Origin of the sequence: Hahella chejuensis KCTC 2396, assembly GCF_000012985.1 — a bacterium.
Taxonomy (GTDB): Bacteria; Pseudomonadota; Gammaproteobacteria; order Pseudomonadales; family Oleiphilaceae; genus Hahella; species Hahella chejuensis.
Genome location: NC_007645.1, coordinates 1,772,312 through 1,799,085, shown reverse-complemented (window position 1 = coordinate 1,799,085; position 26,774 = coordinate 1,772,312). Strand labels below are relative to the sequence as shown.

General features: G+C 51.5%; 24 protein-coding genes. 12 read left to right on the top strand and 12 right to left on the bottom strand.

The features are described 5' to 3' along the window. Positions 1 to 44: 44 nt before the first annotated feature. The 5 genes from rplS to ffh form a co-directional block, all read right to left on the bottom strand. Positions 45 to 401 carry a 50S ribosomal protein L19 gene (gene rplS / locus HCH_RS08040; protein ID WP_011395691.1) on the bottom strand — a complete coding sequence of 119 codons (357 nt, stop codon included), beginning with the start codon at positions 399 to 401 and terminating at the stop codon, positions 45 to 47. Positions 402 to 430: 29 nt separating this feature from the next. Continuing rightward, the gene (trmD, locus tag HCH_RS08035; RefSeq protein ID WP_011395690.1) at positions 431 to 1,207 is read right to left on the bottom strand and encodes a tRNA (guanosine(37)-N1)-methyltransferase TrmD; all 777 of its coding nucleotides are present in this window, start codon (positions 1,205 to 1,207) and stop codon (positions 431 to 433) included. Next, the gene (rimM, locus tag HCH_RS08030) at positions 1,182 to 1,703 is read right to left on the bottom strand and encodes a ribosome maturation factor RimM (protein ID WP_011395689.1); all 522 of its coding nucleotides are present in this window, start codon (positions 1,701 to 1,703) and stop codon (positions 1,182 to 1,184) included. The genes trmD and rimM overlap by 26 nt, the downstream gene beginning before the upstream one ends. A gap of 21 nt (positions 1,704 to 1,724) precedes the next feature. Continuing rightward, positions 1,725 to 1,964, bottom strand: coding sequence for a 30S ribosomal protein S16 (rpsP, locus tag HCH_RS08025; RefSeq protein WP_041598502.1), 240 nt, complete (start codon positions 1,962 to 1,964; stop codon positions 1,725 to 1,727). 127 nt (positions 1,965 to 2,091) lie between these two features. After that, positions 2,092 to 3,474 carry a signal recognition particle protein gene (ffh, locus tag HCH_RS08020; RefSeq protein WP_011395687.1) on the bottom strand — a complete coding sequence of 461 codons (1,383 nt, stop codon included), beginning with the start codon at positions 3,472 to 3,474 and terminating at the stop codon, positions 2,092 to 2,094. 243 nt (positions 3,475 to 3,717) lie between these two features. On the opposite strand from ffh, the gene HCH_RS08015 reads away from it, so the two are divergent. The 5 genes from HCH_RS08015 (at position 3,718) to HCH_RS07995 (ending at position 9,996) form a co-directional block, all read left to right on the top strand. Further along, on the top strand, positions 3,718 to 4,524 hold the full coding sequence (locus HCH_RS08015; protein ID WP_011395686.1) for a cytochrome C assembly family protein: 807 nt from the start codon (positions 3,718 to 3,720) through the stop codon (positions 4,522 to 4,524). 66 nt (positions 4,525 to 4,590) lie between these two features. After that, positions 4,591 to 5,889, top strand: coding sequence for an HlyC/CorC family transporter (locus HCH_RS08010; protein WP_041598501.1), 1,299 nt, complete (start codon positions 4,591 to 4,593; stop codon positions 5,887 to 5,889). Positions 5,890 to 6,061: 172 nt separating this feature from the next. Next, positions 6,062 to 6,664 carry a Yip1 family protein gene (locus tag HCH_RS08005; RefSeq protein WP_011395684.1) on the top strand — a complete coding sequence of 201 codons (603 nt, stop codon included), beginning with the start codon at positions 6,062 to 6,064 and terminating at the stop codon, positions 6,662 to 6,664. Between the two features lie 248 nt (positions 6,665 to 6,912). Continuing rightward, positions 6,913 to 9,174, top strand: coding sequence for a DUF1631 domain-containing protein (locus HCH_RS08000; RefSeq protein ID WP_011395683.1), 2,262 nt, complete (start codon positions 6,913 to 6,915; stop codon positions 9,172 to 9,174). 102 nt (positions 9,175 to 9,276) lie between these two features. Next, a complete protein-coding gene (locus HCH_RS07995) occupies positions 9,277 to 9,996 on the top strand; it encodes a TonB C-terminal domain-containing protein (RefSeq protein ID WP_158304939.1) in 720 nt (239 codons plus the stop codon). Between the two features lie 36 nt (positions 9,997 to 10,032). Here the strand turns inward: HCH_RS07995 and grxD are convergent, their stop codons facing one another. Beyond that, positions 10,033 to 10,353 (bottom strand): Grx4 family monothiol glutaredoxin, encoded by a 321-nt coding sequence (grxD, locus tag HCH_RS07990; protein WP_011395681.1) that lies wholly within the window; start codon positions 10,351 to 10,353, stop codon positions 10,033 to 10,035. A gap of 351 nt (positions 10,354 to 10,704) precedes the next feature. Between grxD and HCH_RS07985 the strand changes: the two genes are divergently transcribed. The 5 genes from HCH_RS07985 (at position 10,705) to HCH_RS07965 (ending at position 17,154) form a co-directional block, all read left to right on the top strand. Next, positions 10,705 to 11,901, top strand: a complete 1,197-nt coding sequence (locus HCH_RS07985) for an aspartate aminotransferase family protein (RefSeq protein ID WP_011395680.1) — start codon at positions 10,705 to 10,707, stop codon at positions 11,899 to 11,901. A gap of 91 nt (positions 11,902 to 11,992) precedes the next feature. Beyond that, a complete protein-coding gene (gene argF, locus HCH_RS07980) occupies positions 11,993 to 12,907 on the top strand; it encodes an ornithine carbamoyltransferase (RefSeq protein WP_011395679.1) in 915 nt (304 codons plus the stop codon). A 1-nt stretch (position 12,908) separates the two neighbouring features. After that, a complete protein-coding gene (locus HCH_RS07975) occupies positions 12,909 to 13,961 on the top strand; it encodes an ABC transporter ATP-binding protein (RefSeq protein ID WP_011395678.1) in 1,053 nt (350 codons plus the stop codon). A 565-nt stretch (positions 13,962 to 14,526) separates the two neighbouring features. Beyond that, positions 14,527 to 15,282: a hypothetical protein gene (locus HCH_RS07970; protein WP_011395677.1), complete on the top strand. Its 756-nt coding sequence runs from the start codon at positions 14,527 to 14,529 to the stop codon at positions 15,280 to 15,282. Between the two features lie 27 nt (positions 15,283 to 15,309). Next, positions 15,310 to 17,154 (top strand): carbohydrate binding domain-containing protein, encoded by a 1,845-nt coding sequence (locus HCH_RS07965; RefSeq protein ID WP_011395676.1) that lies wholly within the window; start codon positions 15,310 to 15,312, stop codon positions 17,152 to 17,154. Positions 17,155 to 17,199: 45 nt separating this feature from the next. On the opposite strand, the gene HCH_RS07960 is transcribed toward HCH_RS07965, so the two are convergent. Both HCH_RS07960 and HCH_RS07955 read right to left on the bottom strand, forming a co-directional pair. Next, a complete protein-coding gene (locus HCH_RS07960; protein ID WP_011395675.1) occupies positions 17,200 to 18,768 on the bottom strand; it encodes an ATP-binding protein in 1,569 nt (522 codons plus the stop codon). 18 nt (positions 18,769 to 18,786) lie between these two features. After that, the gene (locus HCH_RS07955) at positions 18,787 to 19,524 is read right to left on the bottom strand and encodes a response regulator (RefSeq protein WP_041599342.1); all 738 of its coding nucleotides are present in this window, start codon (positions 19,522 to 19,524) and stop codon (positions 18,787 to 18,789) included. Positions 19,525 to 19,818: 294 nt separating this feature from the next. Between HCH_RS07955 and HCH_RS07950 the strand changes: the two genes are divergently transcribed. Continuing rightward, on the top strand, positions 19,819 to 20,592 hold the full coding sequence (locus HCH_RS07950; protein ID WP_011395673.1) for a GNAT family N-acetyltransferase: 774 nt from the start codon (positions 19,819 to 19,821) through the stop codon (positions 20,590 to 20,592). A gap of 32 nt (positions 20,593 to 20,624) precedes the next feature. After that, entirely contained in the window at positions 20,625 to 21,419 is a 795-nt protein-coding gene (locus HCH_RS07945; protein ID WP_011395672.1) for a lysophospholipid acyltransferase family protein, read from the top strand. Here the strand turns inward: HCH_RS07945 and HCH_RS07940 are convergent. From HCH_RS07940 to HCH_RS07925, 4 genes are all read right to left on the bottom strand, one after another. Further along, entirely contained in the window at positions 21,399 to 21,854 is a 456-nt protein-coding gene (locus HCH_RS07940; RefSeq protein WP_011395671.1) for an FKBP-type peptidyl-prolyl cis-trans isomerase, read from the bottom strand. The two genes, HCH_RS07945 and HCH_RS07940, sit on opposite strands and share 21 nt — an antisense overlap. Positions 21,855 to 21,959: 105 nt before the next feature. Beyond that, on the bottom strand, positions 21,960 to 24,131 hold the full coding sequence (locus HCH_RS07935) for an acetyl-CoA hydrolase/transferase C-terminal domain-containing protein (RefSeq protein WP_011395670.1): 2,172 nt from the start codon (positions 24,129 to 24,131) through the stop codon (positions 21,960 to 21,962). Positions 24,132 to 24,431: 300 nt separating this feature from the next. Next, a complete protein-coding gene (locus tag HCH_RS07930; protein WP_011395668.1) occupies positions 24,432 to 25,973 on the bottom strand; it encodes a methyl-accepting chemotaxis protein in 1,542 nt (513 codons plus the stop codon). 325 nt (positions 25,974 to 26,298) lie between these two features. Beyond that, on the bottom strand, positions 26,299 to 26,619 hold the full coding sequence (locus HCH_RS07925; protein WP_011395667.1) for a hypothetical protein: 321 nt from the start codon (positions 26,617 to 26,619) through the stop codon (positions 26,299 to 26,301). Positions 26,620 to 26,774 lie beyond the last annotated feature (155 nt).

Here is a 26,774-nt window from a genome sequence, read left to right as displayed (position 1 = left end):
GGCGGTCAACTGACCGCCCTTTTCCGAAAGGATCAAAGCCGGAATTAATCCAACTTTTCTTTGATACGAGCAGCCTTACCGCTAAGGTCACGAAGGTGATACAGCTTGGCCTTGCGAACGTCACCACGACGCTTAACATTTATGCTGTCAACCAGACGACTGTGAGTCTGGAAGGTTCTCTCCACACCAACGCCATATGAAACTTTACGAACAGTAAAAGAAGAGTTCAGACCACGGTTTCTTTTTGCGATCACAACACCTTCGAAAGCCTGCAGACGCTCACGAGAGCCTTCTACCACCTTCACACTTACCGTTACCGTATCACCCGGAGCAAACTCTGGGATTTCTTTACTCATTTGCTCAGCTTCAAGCTGGCTAATGATTGTGTTTTTGCTGCTCATGGCTCGCTCCTAACTAATCCGAAGTAATCCTACGTTTCTGATATCAACTGCCCGCGCCGCAACTCTTGTATGATTTGAGCCTCTTCTTCGGATAGCTCACGCTGCTCGAGCAAATCGGGTCTGCGCTGAAGTGTTCTAAGCAAAGACTGCTCCAACCTCCAACGCCTAATTTTTTCATGATTGCCACTTAACAAGACCTCCGGAACCCGCTTGTCACGGTATATTTCCGGCCTAGTGTAATGAGGACAATCCAACAAGCTATTCTCGAAAGAGTCCTGCTCAGCAGACTCATTGTGACCGAGCACTCCTGGAGCAAGCCGAGAAACACTATCGATAATAGCCATAGCGGCGATTTCGCCACCACTGAGAACGAAGTCACCCAAAGACCACTCTTCGTCAACTTCATCCTCAATTAATCTTTCATCAATCCCTTCGTAACGACCACACAGAAGAATTAATCCTGGAACACTTAAAGCAGAGCGAGCCAAAGCTTGATCTAGACGCCTCCCTTGAGGAGACAGATAGACAACTTTACTTCCTGCAGGAGCCACAGATTTCGCCGCATTTAACGCAGCTTCCAGAGGCCCCACCTTCATCAACATTCCAGGACCACCGCCATACGGCCTATCATCTACCGTGCGATAGTTATCGGTTGCGTAATCTCTGGGATTCCAAGTGCAAACTTCTATCGAGCTTTGCTTGATAGCCTTGCCAACCACGCCAAAGTCCGTAACCGACTTCAGCATTTCCGGAAATAAGGTTATGACGCCAAACCACACTTCAGAAATCCGGATCCCAATCAACAACCATTAAATTCTTATCCAGATCAATGTTCTCTATGAACTGACCTGGCAGATAAGGAATTAGCCGCTCTCGCTTATCAATGCTTTCCGCAGATCCTATAACGACGAGCACATCATTAGCGCCGGTTTCAATCAAATGGCTCACCCGTCCGATATTCACCCCTTCAGAGGTAAAGACTGTGAGCCCTTCCAATTGACGCCAGTAATACTCACCCTCTTCCAAAGCAGGAAGTTCTGACGATTCAATCTCAATCTGACAGCCAACATAGCTCTTTGCCAGATTTCGATCATCTACGCCAGCAAGCGCAATGACGATTCCTTTGCCCTGAGGCTTACCGGAACGAAGCTTTGCACTTGAGCGATTTCCATCTTCGCGAACCAATTCCCAATTAGCGTACCGAAGCATATTCTCCGGCGGCGAGGTGAAAGAGCGAACCTTCAACCAGCCTTTCACGCCATACACACCGACGATCTTGCCTATGCAAACTTTCTCACTCATCGGCGTGTTTCACCAACCAGCTTAAGCGCTGGCCTTCACCAAATCGCGAACGCGATCAGACATCTGAGCTCCACGCTCAACCCAGAACTGCAGACGCTCTGCATCTACACGGATACGTTCGTCGTTACCGCGCGCAGTGGGATTGAAGAAACCTACACGCTCAATGAAACGGCCGTCACGGGCGTTTCTGCTATCAGTCACATTAAGGTGATAAAAAGGACGTTTTTTTGAACCGCCACGCGCTAGTCGAATTGTAACCATCTCAGCTTGAATCCTGTTGTAAAAAAACCAATGTTGTTGGCTCAACACCTGAAAGGGCGCATATTCTACGCAATAATTCAAGCATTGAAAACCTTTTTGTTTACCCTCTGACAATTAAGCGTCAGATCTACCTCATACGCCCCATGGGAGGCATTCCACCCCCAGGAGGCATCATCCCTCCCATACCCCGCATCATATTCATGACGCCGCCTTTCTTACTGAACTTCTTCATCATCTTTTGCATTTGCTTATGCTGCTTAAGAAGACGATTCACATCCTGAATCTGCAACCCAGACCCCATGGCAATACGGCGCTTGCGAGGATTGCTAATTACATCGGGAAACCGCCTTTCATGAGGAGTCATTGAGTTGATCAACGCCTCCATATGCACAAACATTTTATCATTCATATGCTGTTGCGCGACCTGGGAGATCTGCCCCATCCCCGGCAACTTATCCAACATACCAGCCATTCCGCCCATGTTTTTCATCTGCTGCAGCTGGTCACGAAAATCTTCAAGGTCGAAGGATTTCCCTTTAATAACTTTCTTGGCGAGCTTCTCCGCCTTTTTCTTATCAAGCTTGCGCTCAGCCTCTTCTATAAGAGAGAGAACATCCCCCATACCGAGAATTCTTGACGCCACCCTATCAGGATGGAATGGCTCCAGGGCTTCAACTTTCTCCCCCATACCCATGAACTTGATGGGTTTGCCGGTAATGGAACGCACAGACAAAGCCGCACCGCCACGAGCGTCGCCATCAGCCTTCGTCAAAATCACACCAGTCAAAGGCAGCGCATCATTAAACGCTTTGGCGGTATTCGCCGCATCCTGCCCAGTCATAGCGTCAACGACAAATAAAGTCTCAATCGGGCTGACAGCAGCATGCAGACGCTTGATTTCGGTCATCATATCCGCATCAATGTGCAGTCGCCCCGCAGTATCCACTATCACCACATCATTAAAGCGCAAGCGCGCCTCAGCAATCGCCGCGCTTGCGATATCCACGGGATCCTGATCGGCAGTACTGGGGAAGAAATTAACTCCGACATCCCCAGCCAAGGTTTCCAATTGCTTAATAGCGGCAGGACGATAAACGTCCGCACTCACCACCATGACGGACTTTTTGCGACGCTCTTTTAAAAAGCGCGCCAATTTGCCCACAGAAGTCGTTTTACCAGCACCCTGCAAGCCCGCCATCAAAATTACAGCCGGCGGCTGACAATTGAGATTCAAGTCTTCATTCGCCCGCCCCATGACGGCGATAAGCTCATTCTGCACAACGCGAATAAACTCTTGCCCCGGCGTGAGGCTGCGCATCACTTCCTGACCTACAGCCTTGGCTTTTACGCTATCTACGAACTCTTTTACGACAGGGAGAGCAACATCCGCCTCCAGCAAAGCCATGCGAACTTCCCTGAGAGTGTCCTTGATGTTGTCTTCAGTTAGTTTCGCCTGGCCGGTAATCTTTTTTAGGCTGTCGGACAACCTTTCCGTCAGACTATCAAACATATAGCATTCCCCTTAATAATCAGGTATGTCGTAAAAGGGCTTGGATTATATCCAACCCTACGGCATACTTCATCTAACAAATGGACCCGGCCGAAACCTATTTTCCAACTCTTTGTTTATTAGGCGTCTTTCAGTGCTTGCAGTGCAAGCGCAGATAAGCCAAAACGCTTCATTTCCTTAAACAAAGAACAACCAGCAGGGCCAAAACAGCTAACGTACCCCAGCCGGCATGACTGACATTTAATGAGCGTTGTCACCCTTAGCATAGTCGCCACTGTTTTTTACACTATCGCCACAGCCTTTCAATACGCCGTTTATGAAGGCAAAACGCCTCAGCGCCCCCACCTGGCAGGAGCTATTGGCTTTCTGGCTGTCGCAGCGCATGCAGTTAGCGTTTGGCTGCTTAGCTCAACATCTCTAGGAGCAGACTTCGGCTTTTTCAAAATAATTTCGATAATCAGCCTGTTTCTTAGCGCCCTGGTTGTATCCTTCGCCTATATCAAGCCCGTACACAACCTAAAGCTACTAATTTATCCAATAGCGATTGTAACAGTCATCGCCGCCGTCAGCTTTAAAGGCCCCACTCAGGTGGTGGAGCCTTGGCATGTAGGACTCATGGCTCATATCACCTTGTCGGTCATTGCATATTCCGTATTCAGCCTGGCCGGGTTGCAAGCCTTACTGCTCTACGCCCAAAACAGGCAACTGAAATCCCACATGACCGGCCGGCTTGTCAAAGCGCTCCCCCCTCTTCAAACCACCGAAGATATTTTATTTGAGATGATTTGGACGGGCTTGATTCTTCTCACTCTGGCGATAGGGACTGGGAGTTTCTTTGTAGAAGATTTGTTCGCACAGCATTTAGTCCACAAGACAGCGCTTTCAATCCTGTCCTGGCTAATCTTTGCACTCTTGGCAATTGGCCGTAATTTGTGGGGTTGGAGAGGGCTGCTCGCAGCCAGATTAACCATCGGCGGATGCTTACTGCTAGCCTTAGGGTTTCTGGGCAGCAAGATCGCCTTAGAGTTTATCATTCACCCCAAAATCTGATCTTGACACGCTCCTACGCGTTCCTATGATGACTTCGTAATCACAACAAATGGTTTAACGCTCCCCTTGAACGACTTATCCACCACTTTTTTACTCGTTGTATTGATCATCCTAATAGTTCTCTCTGGATTCTTTTCTGGATCGGAAACAGGGATGATGACTCTAAACCGCTACCGTTTAAGGCACATGGCCAAAAACGGACACAAAGGCGCCAAACGCGCCAATGCCTTACTACAGCGGCCAGACCAGCTGATCGGGGTCATTCTGATTGGCAATAATTTTGTCAACATATCTGCATCCGCAATCGCCACCCTTATCGCCACCCGCCTATGGGGAGACCTCGGCCTTGCAATCGCCACTACGGCTCTGACGATAACGGTCCTGGTTTTTTCTGAGGTTACACCCAAAACTCTCGCCGCACTCTACCCAGAACGAGTAGCATTCCCCGCCTCAGTAGCGCTAGTCCCCTTATTGAAGCTTCTCTACCCGTTTGTATGGTGCGTCAACCTTGCCTCCAACTCACTATTGCGTCTATTTGGGGTCACTGAGAATCAGGCCGGTTCTGATCACTTGTCTCGCGAAGAACTACGCACCCTGGTTCACGAGGCAGGCGTCCGCATCCCAAAACGACATAGACAAATGCTCCTTAGCATTCTGGATTTGGAGAAAGTCACCATAGAGGACATCATGATCCCCCGAAATGAGATTACGGGGATCGATATAGAGGACGACATTGACGAGATTGTCGAACAATTAAGATCCACCCAACACACCCGACTACCCGTCTACCGGGGTGACATAAACAACATTATAGGCATTCTCCATCTTCGCAATGCCGCTAAGTTTCTCACTCAAGATGAGATAAACAAGGCGATGATCATGCAGAGCTGCCGGGAGCCCTACTTCATTCCAGAAGGCACCCCGCTTAACACTCAGCTGTTCAACTTCCAGAAAGAAAAACGACGAATTGCAGTTGTTGTAGATGAATACGGCGACGTGCAAGGCATCGCCACCCTGGAAGATATATTGGAAGAAATTGTTGGCGAGTTTACCACCGATATCGCCGCTACCAGTCCAGACATTACGCCAATGGACGACAACCGTTACATGATTGACGGCTTTGCAACCATCCGCACAATCAACAAAATACTGGGATGGAGACTCCCCACCGATGGCCCCAAAACGCTCAACGGATTAATTATGGAGCTGCTTGAAACCATCCCAGAAAACCCCACCTGCCTGAAACTGCATGGATACAACGTGGAAATCAAACAGGTCAAAGACAATGTCGTCAAAGCCGCCATTGTCCACGACCCATTTGCCCCCCCAAAGGGCAGCAAAAAGAAAAAGACCACCCAGCAGTAAAATATTACGCGCCGGAATCTCACTTAAATCAACGTCCGGCGCCCCTCCATATGCAGTTAGTGAATAAAAAAAAACCGCTTAAAAGATCAAAATATAAGCTACTTCTTGACTAAAAATAGCCGGAACACTATGAAGTAATAGTGACCATAAAAATAAGAAGGAGGCTTCCTATATGATCCTGGGCCACACGTTAGGTCTTTTTACGCATCCCGATCAGGAATGGCTGTCAATACGCGAAGAGCGCGCCACAACTGGCCGACTATACGCACAACACACGCTGTTACTGGCCTTAATACCATCCATCGCCGCCTACATTGGCTCCACGCAAGTGGGCTGGACCATTGGCAGCGAAGAAACCGTCAAACTAACGCAAATCAGCGCCTTTAACCTGTGCGCGCTTTTCTACGTGTCGATGCTGTCTGGAATCTATATTCTGGGCAAATTCATCGATTTCATGGCAATTACTTACGGCGTAGACAAAAATGCGCCCAGAGGTATTGAGTTGGCCGCCTATGCAGCGACTCCACTATTTATCATGGGAGCCATAGCCGTTTATCCCAATATATGGGTAAATATGTTCGCCGGGTTGGTAGGAGTATCTTACTCTGTATATCTTCTTTACGAAGGTTTACCTATTTTAATGAAAATCCCGAAAGAAAGAGGCTTCATGTTCGCCACAAGCGTCCTGACCGTCGGCTTGGTTATGCTTGTCGCATTGATCGCCACCAGTGTTGTAATCTGGAGCGTAGGTATTGGTCCGGTTTACACGAACTGAACTCACTCACACTAGCGCCAAGGCGGTCAGCTTTAGGACATGACCGCCTTGATTTAAACGAGACAACGCAGTCTCGCCTCGGATGGCAAGACCGTTTTAGTAACTTATGGTAGATTTTTGTATATAAAGCCGTAAAATAGACGGCAATTATTATAACGACTCACCGCCAAACTCATACCCAAAAAAAATAACAATATCTGTTGTCAGCTTGTTTTTGACGCCCCGTTTGGGTGCAACAGGAGAAGTTTATGAATAAGGGGAGCGGTGTAAGTTACATTCGCGAGCGCGTGAAGGCTCACCCGAAGCCCGCGGATGAGCAGTTGCTTACGCGTATTCGCGATCACTCCATCTCAATGCTCCTTAACTTCCTCAACAGCATGTTCGATGGTGTTGATGATTCATTCTTTGAACTAGCCAATCATGCTCATACAAATAATGAGCAGAACCGCTATTTCGAAGCTATGCGTGAGATCCGGATAAAGCGGAAGGGGATAGAAAACCACTTCCAGCAGGAACTCGCACGCCTGTTCAATCAGCCGCCTTCTCAACACAAGACCAGTGAGTCACTGTCCGACAATGTTGATGTAGATGTGCTCAGCCTGGTGCAAAACGACGCCCTGGAAGAGTCTGTCGCCATTAACAGCATGATCAGCAAGGCAAGAGCTAACTTCTCCGGCTCGCTGTTGCAATTCCAGACTCGCGTATCCAGTGTTTATGGCGAAACCAATGAAGAGAACGCAGTCAACCCATTAGATCCAGAACATATCTGCAAAGCATTTTCCGATGCCTGCATTGGTCTTGATATTGAGATAAAGGAAAAGCTGATCGTTTATAAGCAGTTTGACCGCTATGTAATGGGCAACTTGGTCGAATGCCTTGAAGAAGCCAACAAAATTATGATTCAGGCAGGGGTTATGCCCAACCTGAAATACACGGCGAAAAAGTCCCGCGTTACTCCCCGCTCAACTTCAGACGTTTCCGCACGCCCTTTGGAAGCACAAAGCGACGCAAACGGTTATGACGGCGCAGGCGACGTTTTCAGCCAAGTGCAAGAACTCCTTTCTGCACTTAGAAATACAGCCTCGAACCCTGAACAGCAACAAGGCGATCCAAATACAGGCGCCGGGGGGCGACAAGCGCCACCTCCCGGAAATGTGCAGTTCATTGCAGATGCAGATTTACTGTCAATTCTTTCTCGCTTGCAACACAGCGTTCGCACCGAAAATCTGGCGGAAGGTCCGGTCGTAGCTTTAGATTTGCGCACAGCCGTACAAGGGCTACTCAGCGAAGAAAGCCAGAAGTCAGGCAAGGCGACAGCACTTGACCAAATAGATGAGGATCTCATCAATTTAGTCTCCATGCTTTTCGAGTTCATCCTTGATGATTACAATCTGTCGGCTCCGATTCAGGTGCTGATTAGCCGCCTGCAAATTCCTATTCTAAAGGTGGCGATCCGAGATAAAAGTTTCTTCAGCAAACCATCTCACCCTGCCCGCAAGCTGCTAAACGCTCTGGCGAAAGCAGGTATAGGCTGGAGTGACGCATCAGAGAAAAAACGCGACAAGCTCTACGAGCAAATTCATCGCGCCGTTCAGCGCATCCTTGAAGAGTTCAACGGCGAAAGTGAACTCTTCGAAGAGATATATCAAGAGTTCTCTCAATATTTGAGTCGCGAAGAGCGTAAGGCGAAACTGGTTGAGCAGCGAACTAAAGAAGCGGAAATAGGCCGCGTCAAGTCCCACAAGGCCCATCAGGTTGTGGAACAGATTCTCAGTGAGAAAATCGCCGCACAACCCCTCCCGCCAGTAGCCGTTGAACTACTCCGTGGCGGATGGAGCCGCGTCATGTTCCTGGCTTACTTAAAAGAGGACACGGAACATCGTCTGAATCAGTGCACCAAAGTTGTGGACGAATTAACATGGTGCCTACAACCACATGCCGAAGTTGAAGCCAGACAGCGCTGGGTCAAGGTGGTTCCTCAGTTACTCAAAAACCTCAAAGCCGGCTTGAAGGAAGTATCCTACAACTCCGCCAAGCTTGAACACATGCTGGGAGAGCTGAAGAAGGCGCTGACAGAAACCTTCAAGCAACAATCTATAACCAGCGCGCAAAACGATGCGCCTAAGCCACCGGCTCCTGTCGCAGCAGTCATAGAGCAAAAACTCACCCCTGCTATAAAGACAGCCGTAGAACGGCAGAGCGAGTACGAAGACGCTGCGCTGGCGGAATATCTGACCAAAATAGATGAAATGGAGTGCGGAGCTTGGATTGAGTTCTCACTCGTTAATGGAACCCGCTTCAGATGCAAGCTGTCCACAAAAATTGAGGATTCCGATACCTACATATTCGTTAATCGCTTAGGCTTGAAGGTCGTCGAGAAAACCCGAGGCGAATTGGCGCATGAGTTACGCAAAGGACGCATCAAAGCGCTGGAAGAAGGCCTTCTATTCGACAGAGCGATGAATGCCGTTATCGGCAACCTGCGAAAGATGTCAGGTAAAGCTGCGTGAAGCGGAATAGGACTACCCGCTTCACATAACTGACGCAAACTCATTTCTACCGCCTTAGGAAATAAGTTAAATTCGCTACAGACCTCAAGCCCCATGTGTTTTATGCCTGACAGTGAATTTAACGGTGGATGCGCCGCCAACGCCATTTTCTTATCTATCCTTGCTCACGCAGGCATACTGTTCCTGCTCTTTTCCATTCAGCTTCCACAGAAAGAAAATCCAACAATCACAATCACTCTCAACGCCCGGACGGTTAGCACTCCTGGAACTCAACAAACTCAAAGTATGCCTGCGCAAACCGAGGCGCCAAAGGATATTGTTGACGACACACTCCCGTGGAAGGGCTCGCAACAAGATACTTTTTCGGGAATACCTCGCCTGAATGCAAATCGCACCAACCTGAACTGGGTAAGCAACCTGTTTAAAGGCGAGTCGGAGTCCGCCGACAAAAAGCCCAACAGGCCGGAAAGCGAAGCGTATGAGATGGACGCGTCTATTCTGGAGCTACTGAGAAGCCAGCCGTCAACACATTCGACCTTCTGGCCCTACCTTGTTCGCCACTTGGCGCAAAATCGTCTGTACAACAATCAATATGAATATAGCGACCTTACAGAAGCCCGCACGGTCGTGCTCAAGTTGCAGTTTCAAGAGACAGGCATGCTAGTAAAAGCGGAAGTTGAGAGAAGTAGCGGAGATGAGAAGCTGGACGCTGCAGCGATTCGCAGCGCATACGCCGCCAACCCCTATCAACGCCCCCCTCCTTCAGATAGCGTATTTGGTTACAGTTATCTGGTGCAGATACTTTACGCCCCCGCCAGCTAGACAAAGCGACAGACCCAAATCGCATACTCGAAATGGTTATTCCGCGACAGCAGCGCCCTTCACCATTCCCTGTAGCTCACCGGACTCATATAACTCAGCGACGATATCACACCCGCCAACCAGCTCACCTTTAATATACAGCTGAGGATATGTTGGCCAATTAGAGTAGGTTTTCAACGCTTCGCGAATTTCCGGGTGCTCCAGAATATTTACATAAGCAAATTTTTCACCGCAGGCCATCAATGCCTGAACTGTACGAGCAGAGAACCCGCACTGAGGAGCATTCGGCGTTCCCTTCATAAAAAGAATGATGGGATTACTGGTTAATTGCTCTTTGATAACTTCGATGACATCCATAAACCTAACCTTTAATAACAGTCATTGAGTGATTGGTTGACTATTTTACTATGTTTTTAAGCGCTGGCGATGATGATTTAATCAGACAACGACCTAATGCGCTGCAAATTAGGCGCTTCGCCCTTTCTGGAACGGAAGTATACGCGAAAAGAGACGCTTCTTCAGGGGCAATTAGTCGCTTCTTAGCCAGGAAATTTGAGCCAGATCAGGGCCTCCCTGGGCTTCGTTGCCATGTGTAACAATTATCTATACTATAGCTGTTGGAACAGGCAGCCGGGGCTGCCTTTTTGCGTTATATAGGGTTTTCAACCATATATAGAGTTTAAGGTTGTATATAAGAGGACGAAGAAAATGGCCGGTCCAACCCTGATGAATACTTATGGCAGACTGCCCATCGCCTTTACGCATGGAGAAGGTTGCTGGTTATACGATACTCAAGGCAACCGCTATTTTGACTCTGTAACCGGCATCGCCGTATGTGGGCTGGGACATGCACACCCCGCCGTATCTGAAGCGGTTTGCAACCAATCCAAGAAGCTTTTGCACTGCTCCAATCTTTATCAGGTTCCTCTACAGCAACAGCTGGGCGACCTGTTATGTCAAGTCGCCGGTATGGACAGTGTTTTCTTTTGCAACTCCGGCGCCGAAGCTAACGAGGCCGCAATCAAACTGGCCCGCCTATATGGTAAAAAGAAAGGTATTGAGTCTCCTTCAATCATTGTTATGGAGCACTCTTTCCACGGCCGCACCCTCGCCACATTAAGCGCCACAGGCAACCGCAAGGTCCAGGCCGGGTTTGAGCCCCTGGTGTCTGGATTTGTACGCGCGCCATACAATGATATGAAAACCCTGGAGAATATCGCACGCGCCAACAACAATGTCGTGGCAGTGCTGATGGAGCCTATCCAAGGTGAAGGCGGCGTAAATATCGCACCTGTGGAGTACCTTCACGCAGTTAGAAAACTGTGTGACGCCAAAGGCTGGCTACTGATGCTAGATGAAGTGCAAACCGGAAATGGCCGCACTGGCGCTTATTTCGCCTATCAGGACTACGGCATCGCTCCCGACGTGGTGACCACCGCCAAAGGCCTGGGCAACGGTGTCCCTATCGGAGCCTGCTTGGCGAAAGGCGTCGCCTCCGAGGTGTTTCACCCTGGCTCGCACGGCTCTACATTCGGCGGCAACCCATTAGCTTGCGCCGCAGCAATGGCGGTCATCAAAACGATTCAAAGCAATAATCTGACAGAAAGAGCCCGCTCTCTTGGCGAACAGATTCTGAGCAAGTTAAAGCAAGAGTTCAGTGGAGCCGAGTATATCAAGGATATTCGCGGCAAGGGTTTAATGATCGGCATAGAAATGACCGAACCCTGCCCCGAGCTGGTACCCCTGGCGCAAACAGTGGGACTGCTAATTAATGTGACGTCTGATCGCGTTATCCGGCTGCTGCCGGCATTAACCATGACGGACGTAGAAGCTGAACATCTAGTGACGACGCTGGTGCGACTGATCAAGCTTTACGCTGCGGACGATCGAAAAAAACCAAGGTAGGTTTATAGCCGTGCATACTGAAGACGGCGGCAGTCGTCTTTCATTCCTTCTATATTTGACTTTAACCTACTGAAATGGCGAGTAACGCACCATGAGCATCAGACATTTTCTGACATTGTGTGACTTTTCCCCGACCGAACTGGAGTACCTGATTGAGCGAGCTATCCAGCTGAAAGCCAAGCACAGAAGCAAGCAGGCCCATACGCCGATGCAAGGCCAGGTTCTGGGTATGATTTTCGAAAAGTCCTCCACCCGCACTCGCGTATCTTTTGAGGCGGGAGCGGCGCAATTAGGCGGCTCAGCCATATTTCTCTCCCCCCGCGATACACAGCTGGGACGCGGGGAACCCATTGAGGACAGCGCCCGAGTCCTGTCGCGCATGGTGGACATCATCATGATCCGCACATTTGAACACAGCAAGCTTGAACTCTTCGCCAAGTATTCTTCTGCGCCGGTCATTAATGCGCTGACTGACGACTACCACCCCTGCCAGCTTCTCGCCGACATACAAACCTATGTCGAACATCGAGGCACTATCCGAGGCAAGAAAGTAGCCTGGATTGGCGACGGCAACAATATGTGCAACTCATACATCAACGCTGCGCGCCAATTCGGGTTTGAGCTGGCGGTCGCTTGCCCCGAGGGTTATGAGCCAATGCAGTCGCTGGTGGAGCAAAACGCGGACCGGGTGAAGATATTCCGCACTCCATCTGACGCCGTCGCAGGCGCTCATTTGGTTGTGACCGACGTATGGGCCTCTATGGGGCAAGAGCAAGAGCAGGCTGAGCGGGAAAAGGCTTTCGCTGCTTTCCAGGTTTCGCCTGAACTTATGAACAAAGCTGCGCCTGACGCGTTGTTTATGCACTGTTTGCCCGCCCACAGAGGCGAGGAAATCAGTACGGACATGCTGGATGATCAGCGCTCCGTAGTTTGGGATGAAGCGGAGAACCGCCTGCATGCGCAGAAGGCCCTCATGGAATTCCTGCTGTACGGCAAACAGGTTTAAGATGATGGCGAGCGCGCCTTTGCTGGAGGCAAAAGACCTTAGCTGCGGTTATGGCGGCCAGACAGTCGTATCTCACCTGTCTTTTCAGCTGAACAAAGGCGAGATAGTCAGTTTGCTGGGCCCTAGCGGCTGTGGAAAGACGACTGTTCTTCGTGTACTGGCGGGCTTTCAGCCCGTCTTTGCAGGAGAAGTGAGAGTAAACGGCGCGCCCGTTTCTACACCATCTGCTACGCTGCCGACAGAGAAACGCCAAGTCGGCATGGTCTTCCAGGATTATGCGCTCTTTCCTCACTTAAGCGTCGCGGCGAATATCAAGTTTGGACTGCACAATCGCAGCGCGACAGAAGCGGACGCCAAGCTGAAAGACATGCTGGAGCTTACCGGCATGACAGCTTACGCCAACGCTTACCCACACCAATTATCTGGAGGCCAACAGCAACGCGTCGCCTTGGCGCGCGCGCTCGCTCCAGATCCGGTGTTGCTGTTAATGGATGAACCTTTCTCCAATCTTGATGCAGAACTTCGTTCTCGCCTTAGCCTGGACGTCAGGGAGATACTTAAAAAGCGGGGCATTACCGCAATTTTGGTTACCCACGACCAGAATGAAGCCTTTGCTATGGCCGATCACGTTGGCATTTTGCACGGCGGCGGCTTACAGCAATGGGATACGCCCTATAACCTGTACCATGAACCCGCCAACCGCTTTGTCGCCAACTTTATTGGTCGCGGAGCCTTATTACCCGGCGTGCTAACCACCCACGACAGCGTTGAAACAGAGCTTGGGGTTATTCGCGGCAACAGGGCATATCCTTGGAATCCGCAACAGGCCGTGGAGGTATTGATCCGTCCTGACGACTTGGTATTCGACGACACATCCCCTCAAAAAGCCAAGATTATCGACAAGATATTCGCCGGCTCCTCCACCCTCTATCGACTCCTGCTCAGCTCAGGACGTAAGCTGGAAGCATTGACGCCCAGCCACCAGGACTTTCCCATTAATGCGGAAGTCGCCATTCGCCTGAAGGCGGAGCATTTAATCGCATTTAAAAAATAAAGGCGCACTGAAGTCTGAAGTCTGAAGTCTGAAGTCTGAAGTCTGAAGTCTGAAGTCTGAAGTCTGAAGTCTGAAGTCTGAAGTCTGAAGTCTGAAGTCTGAAGTCTGAAGTCTGAAGTCTGAAGTCTGAAGTCTGAAGTCTGAAGTCTGAAAGGCGGGCAAAAAAAGAGGGGCTAAGATAGCCCCACAATGAAACAAGGAAAGTTCGATAGAACTACAACCTCAAAGAGTCATCCCTTACGAAACGAATTATGAATTTCTCCCGCCTCCATGTCTGTTAGAGAAGTGTCGCCTTATGTAACAAATGGTAAGCAAAAAGGCCTAACTCCTTATTTCCACACCATCTAAATCCACTCCCTCCAAACCTCCAATATTTACCCCCCCCAAAAACCTGACCAAGTGGACAGACAAAAGTAAGCCATAAGTCCAATGCCCATTTGCACGATTGAGGCATTGACGGCATTTGGCTAAATTTTCGGACCGCCCGGTAAGATCGCTCGTTTATGGATGAATGTGAGCGGAATGTTAACTGTTCTATTCCAAACACAGTCAGAAAGGAACGCAAATGAAGAAGCCAATGATCCTGGGCGCAGCCGGTCTGGTCGCCTTGGCGTCGGTCGTGGGAATACTTCGATATTCCGACGGCCCCAAGCCAAGCCCCGACACGCCAGCCGCTTCCAATGAAGCTCAACCTGGAGGCGCGGCCCCCGCTAACGCCGCATTCAATCCTCCGGCGCCGCTTGACGCCCAGTCTCAGACCACGTCGTCACAGCCGCCCGCTAATACAGCGACGCAGGCTGATGCGGACTTTTCCGCTGACGGACCTCCACCCGAACCTGTGAATGATGAGTTGGACGCTAACGACTCCAACGAAGTCATGTCTATGTGGAGCGCTCCTGGTGATGCAGAAGATATTGTTGTAAACGGCATCCCCGCCAAAAGGATGCACGCCAATATGGAAGCGCTGGATAAGCTGCGCGTGGGAAGGCAGTTGGAACTGCCCATCCCGCAAAGAAATGAATCGCTGCTTGCGGAAATCACTTCCACTCACAATCAGCTGGACACGATAGAAGTCTGGAAAGGCCCGCTGGTTGGCGGCTCACCGACAGACAACGTCATTATCACCCGCGGAGAAATGGACACGCATGTTGTCATAGCCACCCGCACCGGCACTTATTCCGCTGTCATTAATAACGACACAGGACAGGTCACCCTCACCGACGAAGGCGAAATAAACAGCCGAATCACTCCAACTGAAGACGGCGTGCCGATTCCTCCTCTGGATATGCCAACGCCCGAACAGCCTCAAAGCAACTCATAAAATATAAATGAAAAAAGGAAAACTATAATGAATTTTAGTAAAGCCGCCGCCCTTATGTTCGCCGCCAGCGTCGGAGCCGGCTCCGCGCACGCGGAGAACACCGTAGACGTACTGGTTCTGTACATTGACCAAGCGACACAGACCTCCAACGGTCGCGATATCAACGCTCGCATTGCGTCTTACATCGAGTACAGTAACCAAGCCTACCAGAACAGTAATGTTGATATGCGTCTGCGCCTCGTCGGCGCGGAAAAGATCAACTCAAACTATGTTTATGTAAACAGTTCCAACCTGGATTCCTTCAGCCGCAATAGCACCGTCGCCTCTCTGCGTCAGAAGTACGGCGCTGACCTGGTTACCCTGATCAACCTGCGCGAGCCCATGAATGGCGGCTATGTGTGCGGTATCGGTTATGTTCCACCTGGCAACGCCAGCTCAGGGCAGCTTTACAGCAATGCCGCTTCAGCAGGTTTCAGCTTAGTCGGCGTAGATTGCGGATACAGCACTTTCACACACGAACTCGGCCATAACATGAGCCTTGGCCACTCCTATGTTCAAAACTCGCAAGGCGGCATCTGGTCATGGGCCCGCGGCCACGGCGTGTACGGTTCGTTCAGCACCATCATGGCCTACCCACAGGCCTACAACACCCGTAACCAGCTGCAGATGATCTCCAACCCTGACATCAATAAATGCGAAGGTCAGGCTTGCGGCGTCAGCGCCGGACAGAGCAACGGCGCCGATGCGGCGCAAAACCTGCGTAAGATTGGCGACCAGATCGCCGCTTTCTTCCCAACGAAGATCGACGACGGTGGAGATGGCGATGATAACGGCGGCGATGACAATGGTGGAGATGACGGCGGCGATGACGGAGATAACGGCGACGACACCACCGTATGCAGCAAACCAGAGTTGAACGACAACCTGGTGGAAGACGGCGACTTCAATGAGCTGTCCAGCTGGACCAGCTACAGCAACGCAGGCGACCTGGGACAGGCCTACTTTAAGAAAGACTGCGGCCGTGACTATATTCTGGAAATCACCAATCGCTCAGCCTATTACGCTGGCGCTTACCAGAAACTGACTGGCAAACTGAAAGCAGGTGTGGAATATAAGTTAACCGCCAAGCTTGGTCTGGGTGAAAATGGCAGCCGTGAGAATATGCGCGTCGTATTCAAAGTTTCCGACGACAGCGGCACACACTATCAGTACCTCTCCCGCGCTTCTTTCACCAACAGCGAAATGTCCAAGTATGAGCGCACTTTCACTCTGGACGCAAAAGGAACCATACGCGACGTAGGCATGCTGATTTATGGCGCCAGCGCTGGCGTAGACATGTTGGTTGACGAAGTCAAAATCGTTCCTCTCAACCGCGACGGTGACGATGGCGACGACAACGGCGGCGACACTAACGAACCCGGCGGCAAAGAGATCATCAATGAAGGCTTTGAGAATGGAACTCGCGGCTGGAGCAACTATTTCGGAACCAGACTCTACCTGAGCGACACTGCAGCCTCCGGCAAGTACAGCCTGCTGAGCAGCAATCGTTATCGCTGGTATTCTGGCCCTGGACTCAACGCACATGGTCTGCTGGAAGCCGGTAAGCCTTACCAGGTCAGCGCTGACGTTTACCTGGCTAGCAGCCGTCGCTCATCCGATAAGGCGGAGCTGTGGGTCTACTACGTTGATAATTCCGGTGGTCACTGGAAGAAACTGGGCGGCCAGGAAATCGCCACCTCACAGTGGCAGAACATCAGCGGTGAGTTGAACCTGTCTCCAAATGGGACCATCTCTCAGCTGCGTCTGCATGTGATTGGCGCGCAGCCTTCCACCAGCATGTACATCGACAATCTGAAAGTGATCAGCAAGTAAGGGAAGCGATGTAGACTAAAAAGCGCAGCTCAAGCTGCGCTTTTTTTATGCCCCTTGCTTACGGGGCCAGACCAGACTGAACTTGGCGCCGCCAAGGTTTTCGCTGCGGCCGACGAAGGCTTGTCCGCCATGCCAATAGAGAATTCGACGAACGATGGAAAGACCCAAGCCGTATCCGCCAGAGCTACGAGTGCGGCTATCGTCGAGTCTGGCGAACGCTGTAAACACGCGCTCCCAATCCGACTCAGGAATGCCCGGACCATCGTCTTCAACATCAATACGACAGGTTTCCTGACCGAAGTTGCAATGCACCACCACTTTGGACTTAGCGTAGCGAGTCGCATTGCCCACTAAATTCTGCACTGAGCGATGGATATAACGGGGCTCAACCTCGGAGACCTTCCAGCGATCTGAACCTCGTACGAATTCAGCGCTGATTTCCAGGTTTGGTTTAACCGAGCTCTGTTCTCCCACCACCTGATTGACGATATCTTTAACATTGGCTTCCTGAAAGTCCAGGATAGGCCCCCCCTGCTCCAGGCGAGCGTAGGTGAGAATTTCGTCGATCAGCTCGTTGAGTTCCTGTATATCTGAGTCGATCCCTGACAGCTGTTTGTGCAGGAACTGATCTTCCGTGCTGTCTTCAATCATTTGCACGCCAAAACGAATGCGGGCGACCGGCGTACGCAATTCGTGCGATACCGCATGAATCATTTCGCGCTGCACCGCCACTAACCGCTGAATATGCTCCGCCATACGATTGAATACCGTTCCCAGGCGTCCAACAGCGTCAAAGCGGTTGTCATCCACTCTCGCATCCAACTCACCCCGGGCAATTCGACTGGCGACAGACTCCAGTTTACGTAAACGACGCTCAAGTTTTTCCAACAGCAGATAAAGTGTAGCGCCGATACATACCAGCCCGGCGACAATCAGCGTCGTCAACACCGGCCAGGCCCAAGGATTGAATGTCGGCACAGGGTCGATTTGTAAAATAAACTGTTTATCGAACGACACGGCCAGCGCATCGCCTTTGCGCCCCTGAGACGGCAGTGAGGTCCACCCCTCTTTCAGAAAGCGTCCCTGAATATTGGCGGGCCACTCTGCAATCACGCTCAGAGGAACTAGGCTCGCTGACAGGTTAAAGGTCTTGCCCAACTCCAGCAGCGTATCGTCACGCGACTCTTTGGCTACGGCCCGGGTCTGCAGAGATATCAAACGCGCCGCCCAGAGGGCGCTTTCCAATGGCAGGTCAGCGAAGTAAGCGCCCAACATTTTATCCGGGCCCGCTTGGGCGAAGGCGTGTATGCCAGCATTATTGGAGAGCACGATAGTTTGGCCATAAGCCAGGCGCTCCCTCTCCAACCTGCTGAACTCAAACTCAGCTGGGGCCAGTAAATCAAATGTCAGGTCGGCGGTGGTGATGGATTTGAGGAATTCCAGCCGCTCTTCCGGCTGCTCAATAACCCAGTTAAACAGCGGCGCCACGCGTTGCTCTCGGTACTGCAGGTAACGCACGGCGTTAATGGAATGAAAAAGGCCCAGTGCTATAACTGCATATACGAGCAACGATAACGCTACGCCACTGTATACGCGCAGAAAAACGTTATTCACAGTGAGCCCTGTTGTCCGTTAGGCTTCTTTGACGAAGAGGTATCCTTTGCTGCGCACCGTTTTGATTCGTCTGGGATGCACCGGATCGTCCCCGATCTTGGGTCGGATGCGGGAAACTCTGACATCGATGGAGCGATCCTGCCCATCATATTCAATACCGCGCAGTGCGGTGAAAATCTCTTCCCGGCTGAGCACCCTGCCGGCGCTGCTGGCCAGCAACCACAATAAATCGAATTCCGCGCTGGTCAAGTCTATGCTCTGATCTTCCAACCAGGCTTCGCGCATAGAGCGGTCGATCACCAGGTTGTTGAATACCAGACGCACCGGACCGTCTCCGGACTGTTCGGCGATCGGCGACTCTGCGGCCGCCTCGCCTTGCTCCTTCACCCTGCGCAACAACGCGCGGATTCTCGCCAGCAACACCCGTGGGCGCACCGGCTTGCACATATAATCATCCGCTCCCATTTCCAGGCCCAATACCTGGTCCAGGTCGTCAGTACGCGCTGTCAGCATCAGAATGGGGCCGTTATAACTCGGCCGTACTTTACGGCAAATGGAAAGACCGTCTTCGCCCGGCAGCATCAAATCCAATACGACCAGATCGGGTTGCTCATTCTGAATTCGCTCAACAGCCTTACTGCCATTGGGCTCAACGGAAACCATCAAGCCATTCGATTCAAGATACTCTTTGGTAAGATCGGCCAAACGTTCATCATCTTCAACGATCAATATGCGCCAAGCTTCATTAGTATCCACGGTGTCCGTATCTCTCACATTATAGATTTTGAGTCCCGTCCCTGCCCCTGTCGCCATCCTTTCCTGAATGGCCCCCAATAAAATTTAGAATTATTCGTGACTTATAGAAAAATAGCACTTTTATCCACATAAGTATAACCAGTCTTACAAAATTTACCCCTTTCTCAGTCAAGCCATTTAGCAAGTACACCAACGCTTACTTAAAAACAATTGTCATAAAGCAGTAACTGCAACGTCACCCCCCTGTCACGTGATCGCCATAGTATCCGCCAAAACACTATAAAGAGAATTACTATGCACACATCAGGTCAGCGAGTCGTCTTAGCCAAGGCGGAATCAAAGAAAGCGGAGCTCTTCGTTCGCGTGGCGCAGCGTAGTGAAGAGGTGATCATGGCGCAACAACTGCGCTACCGGATATTTACGGAAGAGTTCGGCGCCAATCTCCATAGCCCGGTTCCAGGACTGGACTGCGATAGTTTCGACCCTTTTTGCGACCACCTGCTGGTGAAAGACAACATCAGCGGACAAGTCGTCGCCACCACGCGTTTGCTTGCCGATGACAAAGCCAGACTGGCGGGCAGTTTCTATTCGGAAAGCGAGTTCGACCTCAGCGCCATTTACCAGTTACCGGGGCGCAAGCTGGAAATCGGCCGCACCTGCGTGCATCCCGCCTTCCGCAACGGCGCGACATTGGCGCTGCTTTGGTCCGGCATCGCCAAGTACGTCATTGATAATGAGTTCGACTATTTACTGGGATGCGGCTCCATCAGCGTCATAGAAGGTACGGCGGAAGCCTGGTCTATCACGCGCCAGTTGCAGGAGCGCTGCCTCACTGCGGAAAACGCCAGGGTCATCCCTAAGCGGACCTTACCCCAACCTGTTGGCCCCGCGCCCAGCAAAGCGGCGGTCCCCCCGCTGATCCGCGCTTACATGCGTCTTGGAGCCCAGATTGGCGGAGATCCATGCTGGGACCCTGATTTTCAATGCGCCGACTTGTTTATTTTGCTACACATCGATGCACTGGCGGCGCGCTACGCCAAGCATTTCATGAAAGAGCCACAAGCCTGACCACTGCGCCTGACGCCTGGAGGAAGGACGCCATGAGTTCTGTTCGCCTGTTCCTGAGAGCCTCGATTCTGATCCCCTATCTGACATGGGGCGCGGTGCTCGCCGCGATTGTGGGCGTCATTGACGCCATCAAGCCTGGCTGGCTGCAGCGCGCTCCCATCGCCCGCTTCTGGCTGGCGGGTTTATGCCGGGTGCTGAACCTGCGTATTCACGCATCCGGCGAACTGCACGACGGGCCAGTGATGGTGATCAGTAACCACATCTCATGGCTGGATATTCCGGTCCTCGGCGCCATCAAGCCATTGCACTTTCTGTCCAAGGCGGAAGTCAGAAGCTGGCCTTTTATTGGCTGGCTGGCGGCGCAAGCCGGCACGTTATTTATTACACGGGGCGGCGGCAAAGCAAGACAGGTAGTAACGGAATTGGAGTCCTGCATGCGCCACGGCTCCACCACTTTGATTTTCCCGGAAGGCACCACGACGGACGGCCAGCGGGTTAAGAAATTCCATGGTCGTCTATTGAATGCCGCGATTCGGGCGCAAGTTCCGATACAGCCCATCACCCTGCATTACCGACGGGACAATGTGCCGGACGCCTATGCGCCTTTTATCGGCGATGATGAATTCGTATCGCATTTGGTAAGACTGATGAAAGCCACGCCGACGGATGTGTACGTGGCGATTCACCCTGCCATGGAAGTCGCAATGGATACGCCTGCGGAAAGCGTCGCCAGGACAGCTCAACAGCAGGTGGGAACGTCACTGCAGCAAATGTACTGGAGTAATGATCCCAAGCCTGACTGGGCGTTAGCCGACGGCGTAGCCTGATTTGATTTCGTCATCAGTCGCTTCACGCACCGATCTGACATGAACTTCGAAGTATAGAGTCAAACCCGCCAGAGGATGGTTAGCGTCCACCAGCACTTTTTCTCCGTGGATGCTGACCACCTTGATCACTCTGCGCTCATCGCCGGACTGCGTTTGGAACAACATGCCCGGCTTTAACTCATCAACACCTTCAAACTGGTTAGCCGGAACCATTTGCATCAGCTCTTCCTTCAAATGCCCATAGGCCAGTTCCGGAGGAATCGACAGCGACACCTCATCACCCGCAACATGCTCCGCCAGACCCTGCTCAAAACCAGGGGTCACCTGCCCCGCCCCCTGCATGAACACAAGAGGCTCGCCGCCGAATGAGGTATCCACCACTTCTCCCTCGGCGTTTTTCAACTTGTAGTCCACGGTAAAAACTTTCGGTCGCATAATTCTGTTCCGCAAAAAGGCGGGATTCTATCACGAAGCGCCCCGCCTGTTTTAAATGAAGCCATTGATTCAGGGCAGGCGCCGTTTTTACACCCGGTTTTCCGTTCAGCCAGCCATTTCCGCAATCAGCAGCTTCTGCTCCATGCGCTCTCTGATTTCCTGAGGCTGATCCAGTTTCATACGCTTGAGAATCGGCGCAAGCTCCAATGGCGTCTCCCGCACATGCAAGGCGCGCCACAGCGCCTGGACCAAGCCTAATTTGGTTGAAGTTTTCGCTTTCAACGCTTTCAACGCCTTGCCTATTTTCAGCTCTTCCTCGGTAAACTCACACCCGAACGGAAAGGCGGGGAACAGGCCTTTGGCGCTATACTTTTGATGCAATGCGCGGAGTTTTTCCGGCGTATTACTCCGGTAGGCCTCCGGAAGAATATAGTCCGTCGGCACTTTACCCGCCTGCTTCGCCTGCTGCAGCAACTCATCCTGAAAGCGTGAGTCTGCGACTTTGATCAGCTCGATGAACACGTCTTTATCCGATTTGCCGCGCACGTCGGCGATGCCGTATTCCGTCACGAAAATATCCCGCAGATGACGGGGAATAGTCATATGCCCATAGTTGAAAATAATATTGGAGAGAGTGCGGCCGCCAGAGTTGCGAGTGGATTTTAGCTTGATGATGGAACGCGCCTGAGGGATTTCATGGGCCATGGCGACAAAGTTGTACTGCCCTCCAACGCCGCTGACCACTTTCCCGTTGGATAGCCCGTCAGAGATCACCGCGCCGTTCAGCGTCACCATCATCGCCGAGTTGATAAAGCGAGACTCAGCGCGCTGCGCCACCTTCAACGCCTGTACGCCAAACTTATGGTCGTAAAGATGATTAATGAAGTTGACGCTGGTCATACAGAACTTTTGATGCTCTTCGTCACTGAGTCCATGCAACATGTCATAAAAGCGCTGTGGACCGAGGAAAAAGCCGCCATGCATGACGACCCCGCCTTTCAAACTCTCGCCCAGACAGACTGCTTCAATTTTCGTACGCGCTTCCTGAGAACTTAAATCCGGTTCGATCGGCTCCCCTTGCCATACCAACGCGCCGCCTTTGAACTCGACCTGGGGTTTGAAAATGCCGTACTTAATCAAATACTGCACATCCCGGGCGCGCAATTTGGCGTGAATGACATCCGCTTCGACCAGCGCATCAAGGATGCGTAAATCCACCTTGGTGGAGATGTCGCCCTGATTCAGCAGCTTTTGCAGAACCAGGTCATCAAAGACTTCACGGGTGAGAATGCCGGCCTTGTAGAGATACATAAAACCGTCCACCATCATCTCACTGCATCCATACAGTCCTTGGGACAAGGGATCGTCGCCGCCAATAACGTCAACGACCGGAAACTTGTCGCGCAGATCCAGATCCCGCATCAGTTCGCGGTAAACCTGATTCTGCTCCCTGCGCAGGATCGTGCTGTAGACCAATGCGCTGCCCAAAGATCCAATCCCCACTTGCAGCGTGCCGCCGTCACGAACCAGTGTGCTGGCGTGAAAACCAATAAGGTGATCTGCAGGAGATATGGCCATGTTAGGCGTCGCGAACAAGGGATGATCAAAGTCCCTGCTGTCGACCACGAAATCAATGCGCTCGGGCTCCACCACTGCGTGATTGTGCATGAAAGGCAGGCGGCGGTTGATCATGCCCACAATGGCGATGGGCATCCCTTGCGCAGCGAGTTTGTGCAGCATGGGCTCCAAGTCGATAGACAGGTCTGGATTGCAACTGAAGCTATAGTATGGCTTACCATCGATTTCGCGGTAGGCCAGCATCTGCACCACCACGTTAACGCCGTTAGCTATCAGGTCTCTTGCAGCGTGCGTGTAGTTGCTGCTCATGTAATTCTGTTGTTGCCGGGCGTTGTTCAAATAGCTGCCGGCTTTAAAGAAGAACTCAGCCACCTCTACGTTACGAGGCAGGTTGTTGTTACGGAGGTCAAGCACGTAGTCCAGGTCAGGAACGCCTGCGAATTGCCGCTCGACGAAAGGTTCCAGAAAGTTGCGTTCCAGTTTACTGCGGCCAACCGGCTTTTCCAGAGACAATGCCGTGACGATTTTCAAGCTAAGACTGGCGTCATCTTTGGCCCGCTGATAAATCGCATTTACCAGAGGAACAGGCTTACCCAGACCAAGAGGCAGGCCAAGTATGATCTTATTTCCCACCCTTTCAATAATAGCGTCGACGCAATCGGACAACTTCCGGAAGGTCCGTGGACGTTCTTGACTCATAATCGCTGGTTCCTTTTGTTATTTTTCGCCAACCACAGTTCAGCGGCATGCAATCCAACCCACCTTGCGGTCAGCCGTCATAGATTTGACGTTGAAGACTTTCGCTCTGGGAACGCAACATGGCGTCAGGGATCGCGGCCGTCACTTACGCGCCCAGTATGTGAATGAACACTAGGAAATGAGTTGACGATCGTCAATAGAGAATCAAACCGACCCCAGGATAAATCCTAGCGCATAGAAAAAGCGGCGTTTTTGCGCCGCTTAGCGTAACGATGTCGCATCCATGCGCGGTTATGAAGGCTAAATCTTGAATTGGCGCACCAGGTCGCGCAGCCGTTTGGCGTCCGCAGAGGACTTCTGGTTCGCTTCGACGGTTTCGCCTGCGCGAACAACAGAGTCTTCCGCAACCTTGGCGATATTGACCACGTTTTCATTGATTTCCGAAACCACCAGGCTCTGTTCATGGGCGGCTTCCGCAATAAACGTACTCATCTCAGTGATCTTGTCCACCGCTCCGGCGATGATTTCGATTGACTTGCCCGCTTCCTGAACCTGCGTCACGCCATGTTGCGCCTGATCTTTCACCAGCCCCATACCGGCTTTGACTTCCTCGGTGGAGTGCTGTAACCGCGCGATAATCTGCTGGATTTCGTCGGTAGATTCATGAGTGCGTTGCGCCAGGGTTCTTACCTCATCCGCCACCACGGCGAAGCCCCGCCCCTGTTCGCCGGCGCGAGCAGCCTCAATGGCGGCGTTCAACGCCAGTAGATTGGTTTGTTCAGAAACGCTCTTGATAACGTCCAGCACGGTGCCGATATTCTGGCCTTCTACCGCCAGTTTCTCCGTCACATCCGTCGCATGATCCACTTCTTTAGCCAGGCTTTGTATCACCGTGATGGCCTGTTGCACGACTTTCTCGCCCTGCTGCGCCGTTTCGTCCGCCTTCTGGGTGGCCTCTGAAGCCTGCGCCGCACTTTTGGCGACGCCATCAATAGCGGATGACATTTCGGTACTGGCGGTGGCCACCATATCTATTTGCTGCTGCTGATTACTCATCTCCCTGGAGATTTCCTCCACCTTGCCGCTCGACTCGGTAAAGCTGTGCAACAGCTGATCCGAGGTCTCCACCACCTGCCCGATAATGCCCTGTAGCTTCTCTATAAATACATTGAACTGTTCGCCCAGGGCGGCAAACTCGTCTTTGCGCTTGAATTTCAAACGTTGCGTCAAATCTCCGTCACCTTGTGCGATATCACTGATGGCGTGGGTGACGTTGCTCAAAGGCGTCAGCACCGTGGTTTTCAGCAATAGAATCATGACCGCCGCCAAAATAGCGTCGAGCACGATTATCTGCACCACAGTTTTCATAAAGACCCGGTCCAAAGCGACTTTAACCGGCGTCTGATCAATATAAAGTTCTACTTTGCCGACTTTGTTCTCTGCGCCGCTTTCCACGTAAATCAGGTCACGGGTCAGCACCATATCCTGACTCAAGTCAGGCAGATCCGCCCCCTCTTCAACTTTCTGGATTTCGCCTTCGCCACTTTCCTTATATTGGGCGGCCAACCTGTTTTCTTCGTTACTAACGACAATGCCGGCCACGATGGCGTCCTGCATTTCCGATTCGATGTTGCGGTTCAGGAATTCCGTTTCGTAGTTCCATATCGGAGCCGGCAGGCTCAACGACAACCGTCCAAGTATGTTGTTCGCGCTTCTCTCAAGCCTCGCCTGTACTTCGCTTTTCGTCGTCGAGTAATCGAAGTACCCGAAACCGATCAACATAAGCGTCGCCAGACTTAGAAACAGCAACGGCAAACGGACACTGATACTGGATAAATTCATCACACAGCCTCAAACCGGATCACATGACAGAAATTTGAGCGTGCAGAAAGATTTTTCAGGGTTATTCCAAGCTATCCTGGGTAACGGCCTGATATATGTTGGGAAAGTTTTCCGCACGTACTTAATGAATAAGTCTATACCATGCTGTGTAATTCGCCATTTTACGCAGGACAATCAAGACGCAGGCGAAGGAAAAAATTGTAAAACGTCGGAAGACTGGTGGATGAAAGTGAGAGAGTTTGTTTAGGGGTCAGCAGAGATGCGGCTTAACGGGGAGATTTAGCGCCAGATTTGCGCCCTGGCCAAGCCAAGAGCGCCCACTAAATCAGAAGTTCCAGGAAACAGAAACACTGACGCCTTCTTCGATCGCGTCAAAATTATATTGAGGTTGAGACAGCACTTGACCGAAAGTCTGAGGACGATGCCCCTGCGGCTCGACGTCCACTGCGCCTTTCAAAAAATGATTCGCCAACATCACCAGCGCCCGACGTACGCAGTCCCCTGCTCCGCCCTCGCTGACGCCGCCTTGAGCGGTATAGTTCTGATCAGCGGGCCACACCGCCTGCGCCGGCTCGGCGGCATCTACACTGGAGACCTGACCGGCAACATTCAGAACCAAAAGGAGGGCGAATAGTCTTAACATCATGGCGCTGGTCTCCGAAACACTACTTACAACTTACGGGTTCGTTTCTATGGTTCTAATACTACTGTATAAAATTTACCCGCGGCGTGACTAAGTTATCAAAAGCCATACTTTCGTCTTATTTTAGCCATAATTACGACAAAAAGTAGTCTTTGTCA

Bases quoted from the DNA above. Each gene is read 5' to 3' on its own strand.
- HCH_RS07970 (WP_011395677.1), top strand. From the start codon at position 14,527: ATGAAGAAGCCAATGATCCTGGGCGCAGCCGGTCTGGTCGCCTTGGCG.
- HCH_RS07985 (WP_011395680.1), top strand. From the start codon at position 10,705: ATGGCCGGTCCAACCCTGATGAATACTTATGGCAGACTGCCCATCGCC.
- HCH_RS07935 (WP_011395670.1), bottom strand. From the start codon at position 24,131: ATGAGTCAAGAACGTCCACGGACCTTCCGGAAGTTGTCCGATTGCGTC.
- HCH_RS08005 (WP_011395684.1), top strand. From the start codon at position 6,062: ATGATCCTGGGCCACACGTTAGGTCTTTTTACGCATCCCGATCAGGAA.
- HCH_RS07930 (WP_011395668.1), bottom strand. From the start codon at position 25,973: ATGAATTTATCCAGTATCAGTGTCCGTTTGCCGTTGCTGTTTCTAAGT.
- HCH_RS07975 (WP_011395678.1), top strand. From the start codon at position 12,909: ATGATGGCGAGCGCGCCTTTGCTGGAGGCAAAAGACCTTAGCTGCGGT.
- HCH_RS07950 (WP_011395673.1), top strand. From the start codon at position 19,819: ATGCACACATCAGGTCAGCGAGTCGTCTTAGCCAAGGCGGAATCAAAG.
- HCH_RS07945 (WP_011395672.1), top strand. From the start codon at position 20,625: ATGAGTTCTGTTCGCCTGTTCCTGAGAGCCTCGATTCTGATCCCCTAT.
- HCH_RS07925 (WP_011395667.1), bottom strand. From the start codon at position 26,619: ATGATGTTAAGACTATTCGCCCTCCTTTTGGTTCTGAATGTTGCCGGT.
- HCH_RS08015 (WP_011395686.1), top strand. From the start codon at position 3,718: ATGAGCGTTGTCACCCTTAGCATAGTCGCCACTGTTTTTTACACTATC.
- HCH_RS07940 (WP_011395671.1), bottom strand. From the start codon at position 21,854: ATGCGACCGAAAGTTTTTACCGTGGACTACAAGTTGAAAAACGCCGAG.
- HCH_RS07995 (WP_158304939.1), top strand. From the start codon at position 9,277: ATGCCTGACAGTGAATTTAACGGTGGATGCGCCGCCAACGCCATTTTC.
- rplS (WP_011395691.1), bottom strand. From the start codon at position 401: ATGAGCAGCAAAAACACAATCATTAGCCAGCTTGAAGCTGAGCAAATG.
- rpsP (WP_041598502.1), bottom strand. From the start codon at position 1,964: ATGGTTACAATTCGACTAGCGCGTGGCGGTTCAAAAAAACGTCCTTTT.
- HCH_RS08000 (WP_011395683.1), top strand. From the start codon at position 6,913: ATGAATAAGGGGAGCGGTGTAAGTTACATTCGCGAGCGCGTGAAGGCT.
- ffh (WP_011395687.1), bottom strand. From the start codon at position 3,474: ATGTTTGATAGTCTGACGGAAAGGTTGTCCGACAGCCTAAAAAAGATT.
- grxD (WP_011395681.1), bottom strand. From the start codon at position 10,353: ATGGATGTCATCGAAGTTATCAAAGAGCAATTAACCAGTAATCCCATC.
- HCH_RS07965 (WP_011395676.1), top strand. From the start codon at position 15,310: ATGAATTTTAGTAAAGCCGCCGCCCTTATGTTCGCCGCCAGCGTCGGA.
- argF (WP_011395679.1), top strand. From the start codon at position 11,993: ATGAGCATCAGACATTTTCTGACATTGTGTGACTTTTCCCCGACCGAA.
- rimM (WP_011395689.1), bottom strand. From the start codon at position 1,703: ATGAGTGAGAAAGTTTGCATAGGCAAGATCGTCGGTGTGTATGGCGTG.